This window comes from Bacillus sp. EB106-07-01-XG149 (genome assembly GCF_058791555.1).
Genome location: NZ_JBYTDP010000011.1, coordinates 54,702 through 76,729 on the forward strand (window position 1 = coordinate 54,702; position 22,028 = coordinate 76,729).

21 protein-coding genes are annotated in these 22,028 nt (G+C 35.7%); 11 read left to right on the forward strand and 10 right to left on the reverse strand.

Going from position 1 to position 22,028, the window contains the following annotated elements:
* Positions 1-92: 92 nt before the first annotated feature.
* Complete coding sequence (locus AC3WTA_RS26425; protein ID WP_000233749.1) at positions 93-800, forward strand: M48 family metallopeptidase; 708 nt, start codon at positions 93-95, stop codon at positions 798-800.
* Between the two features lie 202 nt (positions 801-1,002).
* Here the strand turns inward: AC3WTA_RS26425 and AC3WTA_RS26430 are convergent, their stop codons facing one another.
* Both AC3WTA_RS26430 and AC3WTA_RS26435 read right to left on the reverse strand, forming a co-directional pair.
* On the reverse strand, positions 1,003-1,698 hold the full coding sequence (locus AC3WTA_RS26430; protein WP_492333078.1) for a GNAT family N-acetyltransferase: 696 nt from the start codon (positions 1,696-1,698) through the stop codon (positions 1,003-1,005).
* A gap of 14 nt (positions 1,699-1,712) precedes the next feature.
* Positions 1,713-2,822, reverse strand: a complete 1,110-nt coding sequence (locus AC3WTA_RS26435) for a mandelate racemase/muconate lactonizing enzyme family protein (RefSeq protein WP_000704460.1) — start codon at positions 2,820-2,822, stop codon at positions 1,713-1,715.
* A 92-nt stretch (positions 2,823-2,914) separates the two neighbouring features.
* Here AC3WTA_RS26435 and AC3WTA_RS26440 point away from each other — a divergent pair, with 92 nt between their 5' ends.
* Positions 2,915-4,186 (forward strand): hypothetical protein, encoded by a 1,272-nt coding sequence (locus tag AC3WTA_RS26440; protein ID WP_000972848.1) that lies wholly within the window; start codon positions 2,915-2,917, stop codon positions 4,184-4,186.
* Here AC3WTA_RS26440 and nhaC read toward each other — a convergent pair.
* Positions 4,175-5,596 (reverse strand): Na+/H+ antiporter NhaC, encoded by a 1,422-nt coding sequence (gene nhaC, locus AC3WTA_RS26445; RefSeq protein WP_000711538.1) that lies wholly within the window; start codon positions 5,594-5,596, stop codon positions 4,175-4,177. The two genes, AC3WTA_RS26440 and nhaC, sit on opposite strands and share 12 nt — an antisense overlap.
* A gap of 266 nt (positions 5,597-5,862) precedes the next feature.
* Here nhaC and AC3WTA_RS26450 point away from each other — a divergent pair, with 266 nt between their 5' ends.
* On the forward strand, positions 5,863-6,978 hold the full coding sequence (locus AC3WTA_RS26450) for a M20 peptidase aminoacylase family protein (RefSeq protein WP_000853521.1): 1,116 nt from the start codon (positions 5,863-5,865) through the stop codon (positions 6,976-6,978).
* Between the two features lie 176 nt (positions 6,979-7,154).
* The gene (locus AC3WTA_RS26455; protein WP_001005616.1) at positions 7,155-7,763 is read left to right on the forward strand and encodes an SAM-dependent methyltransferase; all 609 of its coding nucleotides are present in this window, start codon (positions 7,155-7,157) and stop codon (positions 7,761-7,763) included.
* 64 nt (positions 7,764-7,827) lie between these two features.
* Here AC3WTA_RS26455 and AC3WTA_RS26460 read toward each other — a convergent pair whose 3' ends face one another.
* The 3 genes from AC3WTA_RS26460 to ahpC all read right to left on the reverse strand — a co-directional run bounded on the left by AC3WTA_RS26460 (position 7,828) and on the right by ahpC (position 11,649).
* Entirely contained in the window at positions 7,828-9,219 is a 1,392-nt protein-coding gene (locus tag AC3WTA_RS26460; RefSeq protein WP_000402621.1) for a hypothetical protein, read from the reverse strand.
* A gap of 325 nt (positions 9,220-9,544) precedes the next feature.
* A complete protein-coding gene (gene ahpF, locus AC3WTA_RS26465) occupies positions 9,545-11,071 on the reverse strand; it encodes an alkyl hydroperoxide reductase subunit F (protein ID WP_000599491.1) in 1,527 nt (508 codons plus the stop codon).
* A gap of 14 nt (positions 11,072-11,085) precedes the next feature.
* Positions 11,086-11,649, reverse strand: a complete 564-nt coding sequence (ahpC, locus tag AC3WTA_RS26470) for an alkyl hydroperoxide reductase subunit C (protein WP_000924417.1) — start codon at positions 11,647-11,649, stop codon at positions 11,086-11,088.
* 585 nt (positions 11,650-12,234) lie between these two features.
* On the opposite strand from ahpC, the gene mtnK reads away from it, so the two are divergent.
* Genes mtnK through AC3WTA_RS26485 form a run of 3 tightly spaced genes read left to right on the forward strand, consistent with a single transcriptional unit; the run spans position 12,235 to position 15,216 of the window.
* Positions 12,235-13,464 (forward strand): S-methyl-5-thioribose kinase, encoded by a 1,230-nt coding sequence (gene mtnK / locus AC3WTA_RS26475; protein WP_000033244.1) that lies wholly within the window; start codon positions 12,235-12,237, stop codon positions 13,462-13,464.
* Between the two features lie 12 nt (positions 13,465-13,476).
* Positions 13,477-14,520: an S-methyl-5-thioribose-1-phosphate isomerase gene (gene mtnA / locus AC3WTA_RS26480; RefSeq protein WP_492333079.1), complete on the forward strand. Its 1,044-nt coding sequence runs from the start codon at positions 13,477-13,479 to the stop codon at positions 14,518-14,520.
* Between the two features lie 54 nt (positions 14,521-14,574).
* On the forward strand, positions 14,575-15,216 hold the full coding sequence (locus AC3WTA_RS26485; RefSeq protein ID WP_000926542.1) for an L-fuculose-phosphate aldolase: 642 nt from the start codon (positions 14,575-14,577) through the stop codon (positions 15,214-15,216).
* Between the two features lie 45 nt (positions 15,217-15,261).
* Here AC3WTA_RS26485 and AC3WTA_RS26490 read toward each other — a convergent pair whose 3' ends face one another.
* From AC3WTA_RS26490 to AC3WTA_RS26500, 3 genes are read right to left on the reverse strand one after another with little or no spacing between them, the layout of a single operon-like run.
* Positions 15,262-16,269: a FecCD family ABC transporter permease gene (locus AC3WTA_RS26490; RefSeq protein ID WP_000983741.1), complete on the reverse strand. Its 1,008-nt coding sequence runs from the start codon at positions 16,267-16,269 to the stop codon at positions 15,262-15,264.
* Positions 16,266-17,306, reverse strand: a complete 1,041-nt coding sequence (locus AC3WTA_RS26495; RefSeq protein WP_002096896.1) for a FecCD family ABC transporter permease — start codon at positions 17,304-17,306, stop codon at positions 16,266-16,268. Before AC3WTA_RS26495 ends, AC3WTA_RS26490 begins: the two co-directional genes overlap by 4 nt.
* Positions 17,307-17,354: 48 nt before the next feature.
* Entirely contained in the window at positions 17,355-18,272 is a 918-nt protein-coding gene (locus AC3WTA_RS26500; protein ID WP_000732567.1) for an iron-hydroxamate ABC transporter substrate-binding protein, read from the reverse strand.
* A gap of 331 nt (positions 18,273-18,603) precedes the next feature.
* On the opposite strand from AC3WTA_RS26500, the gene AC3WTA_RS26505 reads away from it, so the two are divergent.
* On the forward strand, positions 18,604-19,653 hold the full coding sequence (locus AC3WTA_RS26505) for an NAD(P)/FAD-dependent oxidoreductase (RefSeq protein WP_001070939.1): 1,050 nt from the start codon (positions 18,604-18,606) through the stop codon (positions 19,651-19,653).
* 195 nt (positions 19,654-19,848) lie between these two features.
* On the opposite strand, the gene AC3WTA_RS26510 is transcribed toward AC3WTA_RS26505, so the two are convergent.
* Positions 19,849-20,217 carry a hypothetical protein gene (locus AC3WTA_RS26510; protein ID WP_000235484.1) on the reverse strand — a complete coding sequence of 123 codons (369 nt, stop codon included), beginning with the start codon at positions 20,215-20,217 and terminating at the stop codon, positions 19,849-19,851.
* A 179-nt stretch (positions 20,218-20,396) separates the two neighbouring features.
* On the opposite strand from AC3WTA_RS26510, the gene AC3WTA_RS26515 reads away from it, so the two are divergent.
* From AC3WTA_RS26515 to AC3WTA_RS26525, 3 genes are all read left to right on the forward strand, one after another.
* Positions 20,397-20,636, forward strand: a complete 240-nt coding sequence (locus AC3WTA_RS26515) for a helix-turn-helix domain-containing protein (RefSeq protein ID WP_002006755.1) — start codon at positions 20,397-20,399, stop codon at positions 20,634-20,636.
* Between the two features lie 235 nt (positions 20,637-20,871).
* Complete coding sequence (locus AC3WTA_RS26520) at positions 20,872-21,405, forward strand: LSm family protein (protein WP_000051645.1); 534 nt, start codon at positions 20,872-20,874, stop codon at positions 21,403-21,405.
* A 21-nt stretch (positions 21,406-21,426) separates the two neighbouring features.
* Positions 21,427-21,870, forward strand: coding sequence for a hypothetical protein (locus AC3WTA_RS26525; RefSeq protein WP_000655886.1), 444 nt, complete (start codon positions 21,427-21,429; stop codon positions 21,868-21,870).
* Positions 21,871-22,028 lie beyond the last annotated feature (158 nt).

Genomic DNA, 22,028 nt, shown 5'->3' on the forward strand with positions numbered 1-22,028 from the left:
AGTCCGATGAATCGGTAAATGATATAATAGGTAGAGTAGGGCTTTTGTGTCCTATTCTTTTTTATTTGTAAAATAATACACTAGGTGATGAAATGGTACATACATATTTAGGTGAGACAATTAATTTTCATATAACTTATAAAAAGAAAAAGTCGGTGCGTCTTTTTGTAGATTCGTACGGAAATGTGGAAGTGCAGGCTCCAAAGGGAACACCTGTTGAATACTTAGTCCAGTTGCTGGAGGAGAAGTGGGATTGGATTCAGAAAACACGTAAGGAAATGCAGGAGCGAGTGCTTGGACCACAGGAAAAGGATTATGATCAAGGAGAGGGCTTTCTGTATTTAGGACATACGTATCCGATACAGATCTCCCAAGATGCAAGTATTACGCAAGACAATGCAGTGTTTGAAGGGAATAAGCTAAATATTTATGTGAAAGAGCTTAAGGATGAGAAAGTCCAGCAGGCTTTAAAACGATTTTACTATAAGCAGTGTAAGTCATTAGTAGAGAAGAGTATTAAAGTGCATCAAAGTAACTTCAAAACAAAACCGCGTTCTATTCGTATTACAGATAGTAGTCGTACGTGGGGAACTTGTGATTCAAATCTACAACTAACATTCAATTGGAAGCTAGCGATGGCACCACAGCAAGTAATTGATTACGTAGTTGTTCATGAAATGTGCCATATGGTTCATTTAAATCATGATCGATCTTTTTGGCGTCTTGTCGGGAAAATAATGCCCGATTATAAGGAAATGGAGAATTGGTTAGCGTTATCTAGTTGGAAGATGACGGTTTAATGGTGAACTTTATATAGGTTGCGATTATTATCAATACTTGTCGGTAGGTCGATATATTTCAAAAATCGCTGATATATTTGGAGTTACAATCGATATGTTCAAAAAAACGCTTATATAATTTCATTTATCAATGAATTTTTCAATGAAGAGAAAGTGAAAGGAGATGTCACAGCAAACATCTCCTTTTTTTCAGGTATATAAATCATCGTCCAAACTTCACAACAAAATCTCCGTATACTTTCTCCATTCCATACCCACGATACCCCTCCGAAAGTAAAGCCTGCTGTCCAACAGCGTCACTCATCGGAACACTCTTAACATCCGTCCAATTTCTTTCCTTACCTCCACGCAATTCCTTCACAAAAACATACCGCATACTCCCGCCATATTTCTCCTTCAATGCAACAATCTCCATTCCTTGCGCAAACTTATCTTTTAAACTTGGAATGTTAAAAGGAGCAACGGTGCAGCAAACGTAATCGTATTTGCTATCTTCGTTTTGTAATTCGTCCATGATGACTGTCGCTAATATTTTTTGCATCCCATTTCCTCGGCTGCTCGGGTGAACATTTGAGATTTCTTGATAAATGACGCGATGTAGTTCGCTTTCTGGTATGCCAATATCAAATCCTAAATGTTCATCGTCAATAGGAGGGACGAGTAGGGCACGAAATGCGATGAGTTCGTTTTCGATAAAAGCACCGATCATCATGCCGTTTCCTTCTAGAATGTATTGAAATTCTTCTAGCGAGAGTGGTTGTAAGCGACTTTTATCCTCTAGCGCCTCAACTACGACGTTTTGTAATGATAAGATTTGTTCGATGTTCTCTAGTGATAGTAATGTAACGTGAAATGACGCGTTATTTTGTTTTAATGATCCTTTGTATAGAACTGTCATGTGTTAGTCCTCCTTTAGCGTACAACGTCTTGAAAGACGGTTAGTTCTTGTAATGTATCTTCATTTATTTCAATGCCGAGTCCTGGCTTTTCGTTTAGGCGAATAAATGGTACGTCGTAATGTAGGTTTCCGATGTCTTTCGTGAACTTTAATGGACCTGTAAGTTCAACGCTCGTAATGATTTTTTTCGAGAAAGCGACGTGGAATCCTGCGGAAGAGGCAACGGATGATTCGACCATGGATCCAACTTGGCATTCAATGCCGACCATTTCTGCTTGATGAGCGAGTTTTACAGCGGGATATATGCCGCCGCATTTCATTAGTTTTATATTTGCTTTATCAGCCGCATCTAATTTAATGATTTGGCGCATTTCACGAGAACCTTTTAATCCTTCATCAATCATAAGCGGAAGGTCTGTTTTAGAACGAATGTGAGCCATTGCGTCAATATCGTCTGCGACAACAGGCTGTTCAATCCAGTCGATGTTTAAATGACCTAATGAACGAAGTGCTGTTAATGTGTTGGCGCTATTTTTCCATCCTTGGTTTACATCAACGCGAATCGCAATATCATTTCCTACACGTTCACGTACCGCTTCAATTCTTTTTACATCTTCTTTTACATTTGTACCGACTTTCATTTTGAAAGATTGGTAACCTTTTTGAATCATGGAAGCAGCTTCTTCAGCCATGTCTTCAGGTTCGGCGATACTTAAGACGTGAGTGACAGGGAAGTCTTCATGGTAGCGTCCGCCAATTAATTGATATACAGGTTGATTTAGTTTTTTGCCCATTATATCAAAACAAGCAATATCAATCGCGGCCTTCGCAGTAGGAACACCGTAAATTGTATTGTCCATCATATCGTGTATTTTCTCGATATTCATTGGATTTTGCCCAATGAGCGCAGGAGCAAGTGTATGTTTTAAAGTATGGAAAGTACTTTCCCATGATTCGCCTGTAACGTGATCATCAGCGACGCCCTCACCGTATCCGATAATGCCTTCATCTGTTTCCATTTTGACGATAATAGAAGGCATATCAGAATAAGAACCATAACTAATAACAAACGGATCGCGAAGTGGTAAACGAATTGCGTAAAGATGAATAGCTGTAATTTTCATTAGGTAGAGACCCCTTCCTGTTTACAATAGTTTTGTACATTTGATATAGTTGACGTTAAATAGTCGTTAATTAATGATAAGGAGTTAGAGAAATGATGATAAAAATTGCAGTTGTCGGTTCAAAAGAGTTTATGGAGACACTTTTACCTGTCGCTCATAAACTAGAAGAAATAGAGATTGATCCATATATTTACCTTCATCCGGCGGAATCTTCTGAACTTTTAAAGCGTTTAAAGCCTTGTGATTGCATCTTTTTCTCAGGTGCTTTACCTTATTATATGGCAAAAGAAATAAGAGAACAATTACGAATTCCAAGTACGTATTTACAGCAAGACGAGACAACTGTCGCATCTTCCATTCTTTCTGTCATGTATCACCAAGGGATTCAACCACATAACATTTCAATTGATTTAGTAGACCGCTCATTTATTACAAATGTGTTCCATGATATTGGTATAAAAGAAAGTCCACAAGTGTTTGATTATGAAAATATGCTGTGGAGTAAAGATGAAATAAAGAGAGTTATTGATTTTCATGTAACTAAACATCGATCTGGGGAAGCTCATTTAGCTTTAACTAGTATTCATGCTGTCTATGATGAACTTCAAAAAATAGGTATTCCTTCAGAGCGTATGATAGATCTGAAGCAATCGATTATAAATGGGTTAAAAGATGCGAAAATAAAAGCTGAGCTAGCGAAAAGCCATTCAGCTACTGTTGGTGCTTGTATGATTTCTTCTTTAGAATTACGAGAAGGTTTGCTTGAGCAATTAGATGTCATTTCAAAAGAACTGCGTGGTTCATTTAAAAAAGTTGATGAAATGACGTTCATTTTGTATACGACTCGTGGTGATATTGAATCGATTATAAAAACAAATATGATAAATAATTTATTTGCGAGTATAAAAGGAACGATAGCTATTGGGTTTGGTTACGGAAAAACTGTGAAGGAAGCAGAGCAAAATGCTAAAATAGCTCAAAGTTTCGCGAAGAATAATCCAATAGACCACTGTTTTTATATACTAACAAGTGATAAAGAACTATTTGGTCCGTTCCCGAAAGAACAGAGAGTACAAAGTTTGAAGAATGAAAACCCGGAACTCATGAAAATAGCGAAGGAAACGAAACTGAGTCCAGCAAACTTATCAAAAATTATTCAATTTAGTCAATCACATCCGTCATTGAAGTTTACAGCAGCGGATCTTTCTGAATACTTACAAGTGACTCGGCGATCGACAGAACGGTTATTAAAGAAACTAGTTGATTATGGGTATGCTCATATTTGCGGCGAGGAAATGCCCTATCAACAAGGGCGCCCTCGCGCAATATATGAAATGAATTTACCGGTATCTTTAAGCTTCTAGTTGTGCCTTTTGTTTTTTTAGTAGTTCCGCTTTTTCAATGTCTGATAGTTTCGTAATTGTGAGACCAGTTATACCGTAAATGATTGAAATAATAGGTACGATGAAATTCAATATTGCATAAGGAGCATATTCGAATGCGCCAACTCCAAGTGTTGCGAGTATAAATACACCACATGTATTCCAAGGTACGAAAACAGAAGTTAATGTTCCGCCATCTTCTAATGCTCTGGATAAATTTTTAGAATGTAGTCCTTTTTCTGTGTATGCATTTGCGTACATTCTTGAAGGAACAACGATCGAAATATATTGTTCAGAGCAAGTAAGGTTGGTTGCAAAGCAAGACGCGATAGTAGAAGCGATAAGTCCTTTTGCTGATGTCGCTAATTTTAAAATTTGATTTACAATTGAGCGAAGAATGCCAGTATGTTCTAATACTCCTCCAAAAGTCATAGCGACAATTGTCATAGAAACTGTATTCATCATCGAATCTAAGCCACCGCGGTTAAAGAGTTCGTCTACTAGCTTGTTGCCAGTGTCTATGACAAATCCATTTTGGAGTGCACCGACAGATGCGGAGACAGAACCACCTTGAATAAAGACTTGTGATAAAAATCCTAAAATAATACCTACGAGAATAGCTGGTATAGCAGGAACCTTTTTAGCGACCAATACCATAACGACTACAGGTATGATTAGTAGGAAAGGTGAGATAACAAAGTTTTGTTGCAATACTTGTAACGTTTGATCGATACCTTTTGCATCAATATTGTTATCGCCGAAGCTTCTTCCTAAGAAAGCATAAACGATAAGAGTAATAATTAAACCTGGAATTGTAGTAAATAACATATGACGAATATGTGTGAATAGATCTGTATTTGTTAATCCTGCGGCTAAGTTTGTTGTGTCTGAAAGCGGTGACATTTTATCGCCGAAATAAGAACCGGAAATGATAGCACCGGCAACCATTGGAGCTGGGATTCCCATACTTAGGCCAATCCCCATTCCTGCAACACCAATTGTTCCCATTGTAGACCAAGAGCTACCGATAGCTAATGCAACAATAGAACAAATAATTGTAATTGAAACTAAAAATAGTGATGGAGTTAAAAGATTTAAACCGTAATAGATCATTGTTGCGACGATTCCGCCGCCAATCCAAGCACCGATCGTTAAACCTACTAGAATAATGATAACGATAGCGGGTAATGCGAGGCGAATTCCTTTATACATTGCTTCTTCGATATCGTGCCATTTGTAACCGTAACGCCAAGCGACGATAGAAGCAACGGTTGTACCGATAATAAGTGGGACGTGAGGGCTTTGTTTTAATACAACAATTGTAACCATCATAACTGCAACTGTAATGATAATAGGGATCATTGCTACGCCAAAAGGTATTTCTTTTTTCATAAACTGCCTCCTCATTATTTATGTTTGTATTTTTAGAATTGTCGCAAAATAGACGTTATTAAATTATAATAACTAAAAATCGATATGAGCGTCAATAAAAAACAGAAAATAAGGAATGTTCTATCGTTATGAAGTGAGTTGTCGATCGTATTTAAAAATAAACAATTGACTTTTTTCTTAAAATTCAATATGTTCATAAAAACATCTGTTTTTCATAAGTATAATTAACCTGAATGGTTTTGGAATTTGGGAAGGAGAATGTAGCTTTGAAAACATTAGAACTACAAGAGCGGTTAACTGAAATTTTTCAGCATTTACATGAAAACCCTGAAGTGAGTTGGAAAGAGTATGAAACGACAGCGTATATTACTAACTTTTTAAAAGAAGAAGGAATTTCATATAAAATATTTGATGATTGCCCAGGCGTGATTGCTGAAATTGGAAGCGGAAATCCAGTTATTGCAATTCGTGCCGATATGGATGCACTTTGGCAAGAAGTGGACGGAGAGTTTAAAGCGAATCATTCATGTGGTCATGATGCTCATATGACCATTGTGATGGGGCTTATTTTACAATTGAAAAATATGAGATGGGATAGTGGGACGGTTAGATTTATTTTTCAGCCAGCAGAGGAAAAAGGAAATGGTTCTTTAAAGATGGTAGATAAGGGTGCTGTGGATGATGCTGATTTCTTATTTGGTGTTCATCTAAGACCGATTGAAGAACTACCTTTGAAACAAGCTGCCCCATCTATTCGTCACGGAGCAGCAGGATTTTTAGAAGGAACGATTCATGGAGATGATGCACATGGGGCACGCCCACATCAAGGGATAAATGCAATTGATGTCATTTCTATGATTAATATCGGTTTGAAAAATATATGGCTACCACCGCAAAGTTCATATTCAGTGAAGATGACAAGGTGTCAAGCTGGCGGGGATAATCTAAATATCATTCCAGGTAACGGGCATTTTAGTTTAGATGTAAGAGCAGAAAATAACATATTACTAAATGAATTGAAGCAAAAAATAGAGCGAGTAATTCTATCAGCGGAATCAATGGGATCTAAAGTATCTTATGAGTGGATCGATCTCGCGCCAGGAGCTGAAGTGTCAGAAGAAGCTGAGCGCTTTATGCGAAAAGGCATTCTTGAAGTGTACGGAGAAGAGGGATGCACTGGACCACTGTATACGACAGGAAGCGATGATTTCCATTACTACACAGTGAAGAGACCACATTTAAAAGCTGTCATGCTTGGACTAGGGGCCAACCTACAACCTGGATTACACCATCCATATATGAAGTTCGATCATAGTTGTATTATGGATGGAGTAGAAATATTGAAACAAACTGTATGGAAAGTATTAGAGGACAGGGGCTAGATAGCTCCTGTTTTTTTTTTGTAGGAATTTGTCGTTAAGTCGATATATTCTAAGTTACGATAGATATATTCAGAAAATCATTAATATAATTTCACGTACCAGTTAGCTTGATGCAAAATGAGTCTCCGGTACATGGTGTATAATAATAAGTACCATTTTCTAATAGGAGAAGACGAATGAACGAACAATATTACGATGCTGTATTACATATAAAAACTGTCGGTGAGCAAAAGGGTTTTAACAAGTCTATGCATTATCATCGTTATGAACCGACGCCGTATAGCGGATTAGATGAGTTATTGAATCAATATGAAATAAGAAGTAGCGACCAGGTTGTAGACTTTGGATGCGGAAAAGGACGATTAAACTTTTACATGCACCATAAGTGTGGTGCTTCAGCGGTTGGAATTGAAATGAATGAAGAGTTTTATAAAGAAGCAATGGATAATCTTGAGCGCTATGCACGAAAGGTAAGAAACAGTAAAGATAAAATTCGGTTTGAATGCTGTTTAGCTCAGGAATATGAAATTGATCCACGTGATAACCGGTTTTATTTCTTCAATCCATTTTCTGTACAAGTGTTTATGAACGTAGTAAATAACATTTTACTTTCGGTAGAAGAAGCGGAGAGAGAAGTGGATATTATTTTATACTATCCTTCTGAAGATTATATTTTCTTCTTAGAGAACCAGACTGCGTTTGAATTGAAGAGGGAAGTAAGGTTGCCTGGGGCTTATGAGAGGAATGGGAATGAGAGATTTTTAGTTTATAGATTGGAGCATTAATACTTGTAGAAAAAAGTAAGGAAAGAATTTAGATACCTTACTTTTTTCTGTAACTATAAAGTTATTATTTTCCAAAAAATAAATCAGAAAGACTTAAACGAGATTTTTTGTATGAGTTATTAACGTATTGTTGGGTAATTACATAATAGTAAATAGATTCTTCAAAACTGTTGATAAGTGAGTTCCGAAAATCAATTATTGCTTGTTGCAAATCATTTTCTTCCATAGCAATTATATCCTCAATGGATTGTGAGTGGTATTTATATTCTTTCATAAACTCTTCTTTGGGTAGGAATCCTGATTGTAGTTCTTTAATTTTGATAAAGCGAGTATGTAAAGGTTTATAGTAATTGAGAGTATTAGTAAAGGTATTTAATAAAAATTCTTGACTAAGAAGAAGTGCGTCTAAATTTAAAGACTTATTTAAAGGGTCAATTCCTAATTTTGCAACTTCATATTTAGAGTGTTTATTTAATTTAAAGTATATATTGTTGAGTGAGCTATTATTAATTTCTATTAAGGAATCTAGTATCTCCTCTACTTCCTTTTTTAACGAATTATAAGATTTAAATAATTCTACGGTATTAGAGGGGCGATAGTATTTTATTCTAGAATCCTTCTGCAATTTTCCATTAGAAAAAATATAACTTTCAGAATGAGCTAGTTTCTTGCAAAATTGATCTGTTATCAGGTCAATTTGCCGTTCTAAAGTACTAATGTTTTGTTTGGATTTGTATAAGCAAGTACTTAATGATGCAGAGATTTTTAATTGAGATTTAATAGCTTGTTCATATCTTTCATCATATAATTTTTTTTTTGCTTTTGATGTTAATATTGTTGTTCTAAATAGTATTAATGTAAACGTAGATATAAGAAGTGCTAAACATCCTGTTATAGCATTAATTGCTTTATAATCTAGATGTTTTATTGTATTAGAAATATTATTCCAATGTAAAATCTCATTAATATTTTGTATTAAAGTAGGTTGATAAAATAATAAAATAATAAACCATATTAAAATATTCACAAATGAAATTTGGAACATTGTACTTATAAATGACTTAAGAAAATTGTACCAATGAATAGGGCTAAATGGTTTAGTTTTGTCAACTGAAGTATCTTCCCTATATGCAGATGCATATAGGACTCGCGGAGAGATAAAGTACAAAAGTTTATCTGAAAGATAATATAATTCAGTTATTAATCGTATTACTTTTAGATTTTTGTTTCTAATAAATTTATGATATAGGTATTTCAATACTTTGAACCTGATTCCATGAGTGATAAATTGGAGTACGGCTAAGCTAAGTATAATGATAAAAAATAAAAATATATACTGAAAAATAATACATAGAATAGTGGAGGCAAACACTGATTTAATAACGATAAATGCAGAAAAAATTAACTTAATGAGAAATGAGATTATAAAAAATAAACTATTTTTTATTATTTCCATAACGGTTATCTCCTTTGTAGAAAATGAATATTTGGTATAATTAATCGTTTTTATCCAGAAACAGTACTGGTTGATGCCTCAAATTACGGACAAAGAACTGTCTCAATAATATTATTTAATAGTAATCCAGTAAAAAAAGAAATTGCAGATTGATAATTATTTTGATGAATTGAATAGATATTTTGTGAAAAAAACTATACTAGTTTTAAAACAGAAAAACACTGTACTAATTGTTAAATAGTACAGTGTTTTATGAAGAAATTTTTTATACTTTGAGCTAACAAAAATGTTATACAAGTATGAAAAAATTACTACTATGTCTAAATTAGTTACGGATTAAGTAATCAAATGCACCTAAAGCTGCGTTTGCACCTGAACCCATAGAGATGATGATTTGTTTGTACGGATTATTTGTACAGTCACCTGCAGCAAACACTCCTGGTACGTTTGTAGCGCCGTGCTTGTCTGTTACGATTTCACCGCGAGCGCGTTCAACTGTTTCGCCTAACCAGTCTGTGTTTGGCACAAGACCGATTTGTACGAATACACCTTGTAATTCAACGTGATGAACTTCTTCAGTTTCACGATCGATGTAAGAAATACCGTTTACTTTATCAGTACCAGTGATTTCTTTCGTTTGAACGTTTTTCAGAACAGTTACGTTTGGTAAGCTGTTAAGACGCTCTTGTAATACAGCATCAGCTTTTAATTCTGGCATGAATTCAAGAACAGTTACGTGCTTAACGATACCTGCTAAGTCGATAGCTGCTTCAATACCAGAGTTACCTCCGCCGATAACTGCTACGTCTTTTCCGATGAATAATGGACCGTCACAGTGTGGGCAGTATGCTACACCTTTATTTTTGAACTCAGCTTCACCTGGTACGCCAACGTTACGCCAGCGAGCACCTGTTGAAACGATTACGCTTTTACTTTTCAGAATAGCGCCGTTTTCAAGTTCCACTTCAATAAGTTCTTTTTTCTCTAAACGTTTCGCACGTTGTAGATTCATTACATCGATGTCGTATTCTTTTACGTGCTCTTCAAGGCTTGCTACTAGCTTAGGACCTTCAGTGCGTTTTACGCTGATGAAGTTCTCAATGCCCATAGTATCCATTACTTGACCACCGAAGCGCTCAGCAACGATACCAGTGCGGATGCCTTTACGTGCTGCATAAATTGCTGCACTTGCACCAGCAGGGCCGCCACCAACAACAAGAACATCGTATGGATCTTTATCAGAAAGCTCTGATGCATCTGGACCGTTACCCATTTTAGCTAAAATTTCTTCAAGTGTCATACGACCGCTTCCGAAAGATTCGCCGTTTAGGAAAACTGTTGGTACTGCCATGATGTCTTTGCTTTCTACTTCCTCTTTGAATGCAGCGCCATCAATCATAGTATGTGTAATACCAGAGTTTAGAACGCTCATTACGTTAAGAGCTTGTACAACATCAGGACAGTTATGACAACTTAAGCTGATATAAGATTCAAAATGATATTCGCCTTGAATGTTTTTAATTTGATCGATTAATTTTTGTTCAACTTTTGGAGCGCGTCCACTTACTTGTAGTAAAGCTAACACTAATGAAGTAAATTCGTGTCCTAATGGAATACCAGCGAATACGACACCAGTGTCTTCACCAGGGCGATTTACGCTAAAGCTTGGTGTTCTCTCTAATTCAACTTTTTCTACTGTAATCTTAGATGACATAGTAGCTAATTCGTCTACTAGAGCTAACATATCTTTAGATACGTCGTCGTCTCCAGCGCTTACTTTAAGTAAAATATCGTTCTCCATTAACTGAAGGTATTGGGATAGTTGTGTTTTTATATCTGCATCTAGTATCATTTTGATCGAACTCCTTAGATTTTGCCTACAAGGTCAAGGCTTGGTTTAAGTGTTGCAGAACCCTCTTGCCATTTAGCTGGGCAAACTTCACCTGGGTTGTTACGTACGTATTGAGCTGCTTTAATTTTGTTAACAAGAATGCTTGCGTCACGGCCGATACCGTCAGCATTGATTTCCATAGATTGGATAACGCCGTCTGGATCGATGATGAATGTACCACGAGCAGCAAGACCTTCTTCTTCCATTAAAACGTTGAAGTTTGTAGTGATTGTGCGAGTTGGGTCACCAATCATAATGTATTCGATTTTGCCGATAGTTTCTGAGCTATCATGCCATGCTTTGTGAGTGAAGTGAGTGTCTGTAGATACAGAGTATACTTCAACGCCTAAGTCTTTAAGAGCTGCGTATTGGTTTTGTAAGTCTTCAAGTTCAGTTGGGCAAACGAATGTGAAGTCAGCTGGGTAGAAACAAACTACACTCCATTTTCCTTTTAAACTTTCGTCAGTAACTTGGATAAATTCTCCATTATGGTAAGCATTAGCTTTAAACGGTTTTACTTCTGTGCCGATTAATAACATATTAAAATTCCTCCTAAATGTTGGTTTTGAGCATCAAAAAATAGTGTGCTCATAAAATATATTTTTTAATTAACTATAATAATTCTAATTCGATATTAATTATCATATAGAAGTGGTTATTTTGTCAAGAGAATAAACCAACTTTATATCAATTTAATTAATATTAATTCTCAATTAAGGTTGTTAGAGAATTAAAAGGTAGTTTTCATGTAATCAATTTTCAATGAGTATATAAAAGAGTAGTGTGTATGTTAGAGACATGGTGTAAGTATAAATTGTTAGGAAGAGAATACTTCTTAGAAGTTGTGGAGTTGAAAAGGATTGCTTATTTCTATTTTACAAAGAATTGTGTGATAAATAAAATAAAATGAATTAAAATCTTTTTGAACAATTTTTGTCATCTCAAATATATAATTAGGAAGCATATTGCAATGATATAGAAACATTGACTCAAGGTGCTAACAAGATATAATAAAATCTAGATATACCTTTCAAAAAGAAGATATAATATAGGATGAAAAAATTTCACCCTATTATTTTTTACGACCTTTAGAAAACGCTTACAATTAGTGTGGAGGGGAAACCATGTCTAAGTTCACAAAGTATTTTTTAATGGAAGCTAACGATGTAATTGTATATGTGAAAGAGAAATTATGTAAGTTTGAGGATGCAAAGGGGTTACAGTGTAAAGAAATAGGCGATGGTAATTTAAATTATGTATTCCGCGTTTGGGATGAACAGAAGAATATTTCTGTCATTGTAAAGCAAGCTGGGCATACAGCACGCATTTCAGATGAGTTTAAGTTGTCGACGAATCGTATTCGTATAGAATCAGATGTTTTACAGTTAGAGGAGGAGTTAGCACCTGGGCTTGTTCCAAAGGTATATTTGTTTGATAGTGTGATGAATTGTTGCGTAATGGAAGATTTATCGGACCATACAATATTACGTACAGCACTTATAAATCATCAAATGTTTCCAAAGCTTGCGGATGATGTAACGACCTTTTTGGTAAACACACTCTTATTAACATCAGATGTTGTAATGAATCATAAAGAGAAGAAGGAACTTGTGAAAAATTATATAAATCCTGAGTTATGTGAAATTACAGAAGACCTCGTCTACGCTGAGCCATTTACAAATCATAATAAGCGTAACGAGTTATTTCCGTTAAATGAAGGATGGATTAGAGAGCATATTTATAGTGATAAAGGGCTTCGTATGGAAGTAGCAAAACTTAAGTTTGCTTTTATGACGAATGCACAGGCGCTTATTCATGGTGATCTGCATACGGGTTCTGTTTTTGTGAAAAATGATTCTACGAAGATTATTGATCCTGAGTTTGCCTTTTATGGACCAATGGGATATGACGTTGGGAATGTAATGGCGAATTTAATGTTTGCTTGGGTGAATGCAGATGCGACTATGAAGCCTGGGGCTGAGAAAGATGCGTATATGGGTTGGCTACAATCGACAATGGTAGAGGTAATTGATTTATTTAAGAAGAAGTTTTTAGATGCTTGGAATATTCATGTGACCGAGATCATGGCGAAGGAAGAAGGCTTTAACGAAGTATATTTACAATCTGTATTAGAAGATACGGCTGCAGTGACGGGCCTTGAGTTAATTCGTCGTATTGTTGGGCTAGCGAAAGTGAAAGATATTACTTGTATTGAGAATGAGGAAACACGTGCTAGAGCGGAACGCATTTGTCTTCAAGTAGCGAAGAAGTTTATTTTACGAGCGAATCAATATAAAACAGGCACAAGCTTTGTAGAAACGTTAAAAGAACAGTCAATGCACTATGCGAAGTAAGGGGAGAAGATGATGGAAGAACAATTAATACCCATTCAGTGGAAAGATAATGCTTTAGTTTTATTAGATCAAACATTACTACCGAATGAAGTTGTCTATGAATCTTTCAAGACAGCTGAAAGTGTGTGGGATGCCATTCAAGTAATGAAAGTAAGAGGAGCACCAGCGATTGGTGTTTCAGCAGCGTATGGTGTGTATTTAGGAACAAAGGAAGTTATTCAACGTAAGATGGAAGACTTTATAGAGGAAGTCAAAAAGGTATGTGCATATTTGGCAACATCAAGGCCAACAGCAGTAAACTTATTTTGGGCACTTGAAAGAATGGAAGCGGTAGCGACAGAGAACTCACATTTATCAATCGTCCAGTTGAAAGATAGATTACTAGAAGAGGCAAAAGAGATTCATAGAGAAGATGAAGAAATTAACCGTCAAATCGGAGAACATGCATTAACATTATTCCATGATGGAATGGGAGTATTAACACATTGTAATGCTGGTGCGTTAGCGACGACTAAGTATGGGACTGCGACAGCTCCAATGTACTTAGCGAAAGAAAAAGGATGGGACTTAAAAATCTTTTCGGATGAAACACGTCCTAGATTACAAGGTTCAACGTTAACAGCATTAGAACTACAACGAGCGGGGATTGATGTTACTGTCATTACGGATAATATGGCAGCTATGGTCATGTCACAAGGGAAGATTGATGCGGTAATCGTTGGGTGCGACCGTGTGGCAGCAAACGGTGATGTAGCAAATAAAATTGGGACATTAGGCGTATCTATTTTAGCAAAATACTACAACATTCCGTTTTATGTAGCAGCACCAACACCGACAATCGACTTAAAAACACCGACAGGAAAAGAAATTCCAATCGAGGAAAGAGATGCTTCTGAAGTGATTAATCGCTTCGGACAATATTCTGCTCCGAAAGAAAGTAAAGTATATAATCCGGCATTTGATGTCACACCACATGAAAATGTAACAGCGATTATTACGGAAAAAGGGATTGTAAAAGCGCCGTTTACGGAGAATTTAAAAAAGCTATTTCAATAAGTAGATAGATTTAAAAAGTCAGTCATCATAAGCTTCATACTTAGGGGGATGTATATGTTATTACAAAAAGAAAGAGAAGAAATTGTAGCGTATGGAAAGAAAATGATTTCTAGCGGTTTAACAAAGGGGACAGGCGGCAATATTAGTATTTTCAATCGCGAGCAAGCTCTTGTTGCAATTAGCCCAAGTGGTTTAGAGTATTATGAAACAAAACCTGAAGATGTAGTTATATTAAACTTAGATGGTGAAGTGGTAGAGGGAGAGAGAAAGCCATCAAGCGAGTTAGACATGCACCTTATTTATTATAGAAATCGTGAAGATATAAATGCGCTTGTGCATACACATTCACCTTATGCGAAGACGATTGCATCATTAGGATGGGAACTTCCTGCAGTATCGTATTTAATCGCTTTCGCAGGCCCGAATGTACGCTGTGCACCGTATGAAACATTTGGTACGAAGCAATTAGCAGATGCTGCTTTTGAAGGCATGATTGATCGTCGTGCCGTTTTACTTGAGAACCACGGTTTAATTGCAGGTGCAAATAACATAAAAATGGCATTTACTGTTGCGGAAGAAATCGAGTTTTGTGCGCAAATTTACTATCAAACAAAAAGCGTCGGAGAGCCGAAGCTATTGCCAGAAGATGAGATGGCGAATTTGGCTAAGAAGTTTGAAGGGTATGGGCAGCAGTAGAATGAAATAAAAACCCCCTCAAGAAAAAATCTTGAGGGGGTTTCTTTACGCCTTCTTAAGCAACAAATACATAAAGTAAGGAGCACCAATTAAAGCAACGACAATACCTGCTGGGATGCCATTAGGTTCAACGATGTTTCGGCCAATTGTATCTGCTAATAGCAATAGCCATCCGCCGATTAAAAGGGCGATAGGCATGAAAATTTGATGTCTTGGACCTACTAAAGATTTCGCGATATGAGGAGCCATTAGTCCGATAAAACTAATTCCTCCTGTTACGGAAACAGCTGCAGCAGCAAGCGCAACGGCTGCAACTAATAAGTATCTGCGTTCTTTTTCAATTTCAATTCCAACACCGATTGCGACTGGCTCGTTTAATGCTAGAATGTTTAATCGATTTGCTTTATAGAAAACGAACGGAATTAATACGATTAACCATGGGAGCATTGCTAAAACGAAGACCCAGTCATCTCCCCAAATGTTTCCGGCAATCCACTTGGCGATAAAGTCCACTTTCATACGATCAGCGGATGAAATAAGGACAATCATCATTCCAGATAGTGCAAATGAAAAACCAATACCAGTTAATGTTAGTCGGATTGGCTGAAGCCCAGTTGATTTGCTATATGAAAATACGTAGATTAGAACAGCTGTAAGAAAAGCCCCGATAAATCCAACGACTGGTAGTAAGTAAAGAAATGAACCTACATCTATTGGAAAGTATAAAAAGAAAATAGCAACAGCAACACCGGCCCCAGAGTTGATTCCGAGAATACCAGGTTCAGCTAAATCATTTCGAGTAATTCCTTGGAAGATAGCCCCTGATAAAGCGAGAGCCATACCAGCTAATAATGTAATAACAATTCTAGGTAGTCTTAAAGAGTATAAAACAAACTCCTCTTTAAAAGTCCCTTGTCCCATTAATGTTGGGAGTAGTCGATCATAAGATAAAGATGCTGAACCAAGTCCCATTCCAACTACAATGGTGGTGATGGTCAGTATTAGTAAAGCGAGTATAATAAGACGTTGTTTTCTTAGAATAGATTGCATCATGAGAATGTTTTTCCTCCTTTACGTACAACGAATAGGAAGAATGGCAGCCCTACAATTGCGACAATAGCGGCAACTGGTGTTTCATATGGAGCGTTAATAGTACGTCCGATTGTATCTGCAAGTAGCATAAAGGAAGCTCCAGCAATTGCTGACATCGGTATAACAAATCGGTAATCTGGACCGACAATTGGGCGTACCATGTGAGGTACCATTAAACCGATAAATGCCATATTTCCGACAAGCGCTACAGAAGCACCAGCAAGTAAGATAATAATGATAAATAGAATGGTTTTAATAACAATAATTTTTTGACCTAGTCCAATAGCCACTTCTTCACTGAAACTAAGAACTGTCAATTTTTTTGCTAGTAAGATAGCGATAAAGATACTAATTGAAATGACTGGAATAATAATTTTCAATTGGCTCCAAGTAGTTCCAATTACGCCCCCAGCAGTCCAAAGTGATACATCTTGTGAAATTTTGAAGTAAATACCGACTCCTTCTGAAATTGCGAGTAGAAATGCTGAAACGGCAGCACCGGCTAATACAATTCGAAGAGGGGACAGCCCGCCTTTTTTCACCATACCAATTCCAAATACCATAATTGCGCCAATTGCAGCACCGATAAAGCAAGCAAATGTTAAGTAAAGATAGCTGATGGAAGGATTGAAAGCAAGTGTCAGTGCAAGCGCAGCATTTGCTCCACCAGATAGCCCTAATAATCCAGGATCTGCAAGTGGATTTCGTGTTAATCCTTGCATAATTGCTCCAGAAACAGCTAGGCCCGCTCCTACAAAAATAGCAGCAACTTCACGTGGCAAACGTATTTCGCGAATAATAGATATTTTGTCCCCTTTAGCGGAGGAAGTAAGTGCTAACCATACGTCTTTTATTGAAGTATCTGCAGCACCTAATACCATTGCCACCATAAAAATAAGAAAGAATGCAATTATGCTCAAAATTAGTTTGTATGTAAAAGCTATAGAACGTGGATTGTCGTGATCTTTTGTCATTCGTTTCACATCTTTTCTGTTCATAGAATAAAGGAAGAGGAATTCTTAAATTAAGAATTCCTCATGTTTGTATTATTTACCAAGAAAGTTCTTCTTGAAGAAGTCTAGTTGGAAGTCTAATGTAAGTGGATCATTGAAATAGAATTCCATCATGTTTGCTTCGTATACGCGATTATTTTTTACTGCTGGGATGTTTTTATATGATTCTGTCTCTTGGAATGAGTTATCAGTATCTTTGTTTTTACTTACGATTAAGTAATCACCAGCAAATTCAGGTAATACTTCAGTAGATAATGCGTAGTAACCTTCTTTTAATGCTTTTTCTTTTACTTTTTCAGGCATTTTTAATTTCATTTCTTGGTACAGAATTTCTGTTCCACGGCCCCAGTTTTCGCCGTATACATAAAGCTGTTTGTTGAAGTTTTCTACAACAGAAACTGTTGCATCTTCACCAATTTTTGCTTTAATTTCTTTACCAGCGTCTTGTGCACGTTTCTTGAAGTCATCAACCCAAGTTTTTGCTTCTTTTTCTTTGTTTAATAACTTACCGATTTCTAAATGCTGTGTTAAGTAATCAACTTTTCCGTAAGTGTACGTTACAGTAGGAGCGATCTTCTTTAACTTATCAACATTTTTAATATTTGATAAACCAATGATTAAATCTGGATTTAGTTCAGCGATTTTTTCAACGTTTTCATCTGATACTTCAGCAGCATCTTTAAGTTTGCTATCAAAGCGTGGGTTTTGTTTAGACCATGAATCTACCCCAACAAGATTTACATCTAATGACATTACGTTACCAGCGAATGATGATAAAACAACAACGCGTTTTGGATTTGCAGGAACTTCTACTTTACCATTTTCAGATTGGTATGTAATTGTTTCTGATTTACTACCTTTTGCATCGTTCTTTTTGTCTGTAGAGCCATTACTACAAGCGCTCATAACAAGAACGAAAAGAACTGTTAGTGAAATAAATAACTTTTTCATTGTCTTTCTCCTTTAACATAGATGATATGTGTATATAATAATTTGTTTAACTGCAATCTTTTTGAAAGAGTAGTGGTAATGCAAAATGCTTATTAAAAATCTTGAATATGAGATACTACAATATAGTATTAACCATATTAATAAAAGAAGATGTAATCTCAAATTTGCTAATTATTAACAAATTGATAATGATTATCACTATTGATTCTTTAAATAATATAATTTTATATAGGTGTATTGTCAATAGTAATTTTGATTGTAAATTTTGCGGAAACAGGTTATATTTTATTGAGAATGATAATCAACGACTAGTAGCTGAGGAGTGACACGAATGAATCAAGAAGAATTGTTTGATGTAACTGTGATAGGCGGAGGACCTGCAGGGCTTTATTCAGCTTTTTATAGTGGACTCAGAGAGATGAAAACGAAAATAATAGAATTTCAACCACAGTTAGGTGGAAAAATACATGTTTATCCAGAGAAGATGATATGGGATGTAGGAGGGCTGCTGCCAGTTACAGGTGATAAACTAATTGAACAACTTGTACAGCAAGGGCTAACATTTAAGCCAGAAGTGGTATTAAATACAAAAGTAGAATCGATTATTCGTAACGAAGATGGCACTTTTACGTTAAAAGCGAGCACTGGAGAAGAACATTTTTCAAAAACAGTTATCGTCGCAACTGGAAGTGGTATATTGAAACCTCAAAAGTTATCAATTGAAGGTGCTGAGCGATTTGAAGTATCTAATTTAAATTATACAGTGAAATCTTTAAAGCGTTTCAAAGGTAAGACGGTCATTATTTCCGGCGGAGGAAATTCTGCTGTTGATTGGGCAAATGAATTAGAACCAATTGCGAAAAAAGTGTATGTAACATATAGAAAAGAAGAATTATCTGGTCATGAAGCACAAGTAAAACAACTGCTGAACAGCTCGGCGGAGTGTTTCTTTAATACATCGATTACAAAACTCATTGCTGGTGATAATCATGAAGCGATCGAATATGTAGAATTAACGAATCATGAAACAAGTGAAATTTCACATTTACCTATTGATGAAGTGATTATTAACCATGGATATGAACGTGACATTACGTTATTAGAAAATAGTGAGTTAGACGTTGCAATTATAGATAATTATTATATTGCAGGTAATGCGAATAGTGAGTCCTCTGTAGATGGATTATATGCTGCGGGAGATATTTTAAAGCACGAAGGGAAATTACACTTAATCGCGGGAGCATTCCAAGATGCTGGAAATGCTGTAAATAAAGCGAAACAATTTATTCAACCAGATGCAAGTGAGTACGGAATGGTTTCTTCGCATAATGAAGTATTTAAGAAGAGAAATCGTGAATTGATCAAGCAGATGATGAAATAATAAAAAAACAAGTATACCCCCATTTACTTCTCTATTCGAGTGATAAGAGAGGTAAATGGGGGTTTTCCTGTTTACTATATTTTCAATCATTATAATGACACCGGTTTCATCAGTTCATGTGATATGAACGTTTTATTTGTAAATCTTCCTAGAAAACAATAAATCTATGTTTTGCTGACGCAGAACAATATTACATTATGCTGTCCCTTTAGCTCGTTCGTTAGGAAATGGCATATTTAATATAGACGCAATATACTGTTTTCCGTGCATTCGAGCTAATGATTCTAATATTTGGCGGACGCGTTTTGTAAGATGTCCTTGTCCCTTTATAGCTTCACAATATGCGTCATAGAAAGCGTATTTAGCCCAAAGGAAATCATCTTGTTGGAATAAAAAATGATTTTTGTACCATTCCCCAATTGTATGGTAACAATTGTTTTCATGTATTACTGAGCTTTGAGAAAGAATACGATTAGATAAAGATGTAGTTAAATGAGAAATTGTGTTTTCAGTTTCAACCTGTAATGTTTTTTCTAACATTGTAATGATGTGACGAGTAGCCATATGTTAACTCTCCTTTGTGTAAATGGGTAATACCATTCTATATTTAAAAAATCCTTACTATATTATTATACAATATATGGAATGCATCCACCTTCTTTTTAAATTGCATTTACAAAATCTTTTTTATTTGTTTACAAAAATAAAGTAAGATACAGTATATATGAAAAAATAATAAAGGAATGAACGCGTTGTATATAACAGTAGAAGAAGCTGCGGAGTATTTGAATTTACCAAAGTCGTATATTGAAGAGCTAATTCAGCAAAAGAAAATTCGTGCATTATTTGATGGAGAGCAATATTTATTAAATAAAGAACAATTCAATACACATTTAGAACAAATGGAGAAATATAAGCAATTAGTGGAAGATATATTGAACGAACCAATTCCAGAAGATATGGATGTTAAAGACGAAGATTAAACTATGGGAGATCCCGTATGAAGATATGCAGAAATGTATCTTCATACGGGATTTTTTATTTCAAGACATCAAAATTTTAAGGAGTCCCCAGGATTTTTCGGGAGTTTGATAGGTAGTAGTCTACCATGTTAAAAGCATATTTTTTTATAGCTAGGACAAACATAGAGAACGTAACCTGTACAGATACATATACTATCAGTGCAAAAGCTTATAAATTAATGGAAGGGGTTTTCTCGTGAGTTTATTTCATTGGGATTTTTTGAAAGACTTAATTGGATCTTATGTAAGAGTAAACAGAGGTGGACCAGAATCTCAAAAAGGAACAATAGTATCATTAGGTGTGGACTACTTCGGATTAGAGAATGAAAAAGGAGAGAACCATTACTACCAGCTTCGCCATCTGAAAAGCATTACCCAAAATACGAAAGATGGTGGAGTAGGTGATTTAGAATGGGTGGAAGAAGACATTGCAGAAGACTTTGAAACGCTACTTCAAAGCTTCAAATACCGCTGGGTGAAAATTAACCGTGGTGGACCAGAGAAAATTGAAGGTATTTTACAAGATGTTTCTGGCGGTTATGTAACATTGATTATTAAAGAAGAAGTTGTGTTAATTGCACTATCTCATATTAAGAGTGTTAATTATAATGCACCGGTAAGTGGAGAGAGTGATGAGAGTAGTGATGAGAGTAGCAATGAGAAAAGTAATGAAAATAGCAATAATTCAAGTCGGGCTCGCGCACTAAGACAATCAAGTAGAGGAAGATAAAACAGAAAGGAGGGTATGAATTTGAAGGATGTATTATGCTGTGATCAAATCAAAGGTTTAGTTGGTGAGAATGTAAAAGTAAATCTTCGTGGACCGGAAAGTCGAGTAGGTGTACTGTCATTGTTAGGAAAAGATTACCTTACACTACAATTACCTCAGGGAGAATTAGTGTATTATCAGCTGAAACATGTGAAGAGTCTAGTCAGAAAAGTGAAAGAGGCACAAGGAGAATATGGTTCATGTTTTTATGCGGAAGAAGATACTTTTTTAGATGTATTAAATGACTTGAAGTATAAGTGGGTAAAAATTAATCGTGGCGGTCCAGAATGTGTGGAAGGTTTATTAAGTGATATACATGATGGAAATATTACACTAGTTAACGGTGATGAGGTCATTTATGTGATTAATTCCCATATTAAGAGTGTGAGTCAAATAGTTAAAAACAAAAAGAATGAAGAAGAATAATGTTTAATAAATAAAAGGGGCATTATGATTGAAAGTGAAGAACAATTTCATATTTCTCTGTAATTATTTTTGGATATATGAAAAGGGTTTCTTACTATTAAAAAACAGAACATTGCCCCTGATTATTTTTAGAATAAAAGAAAGGAAAATTGTAATTT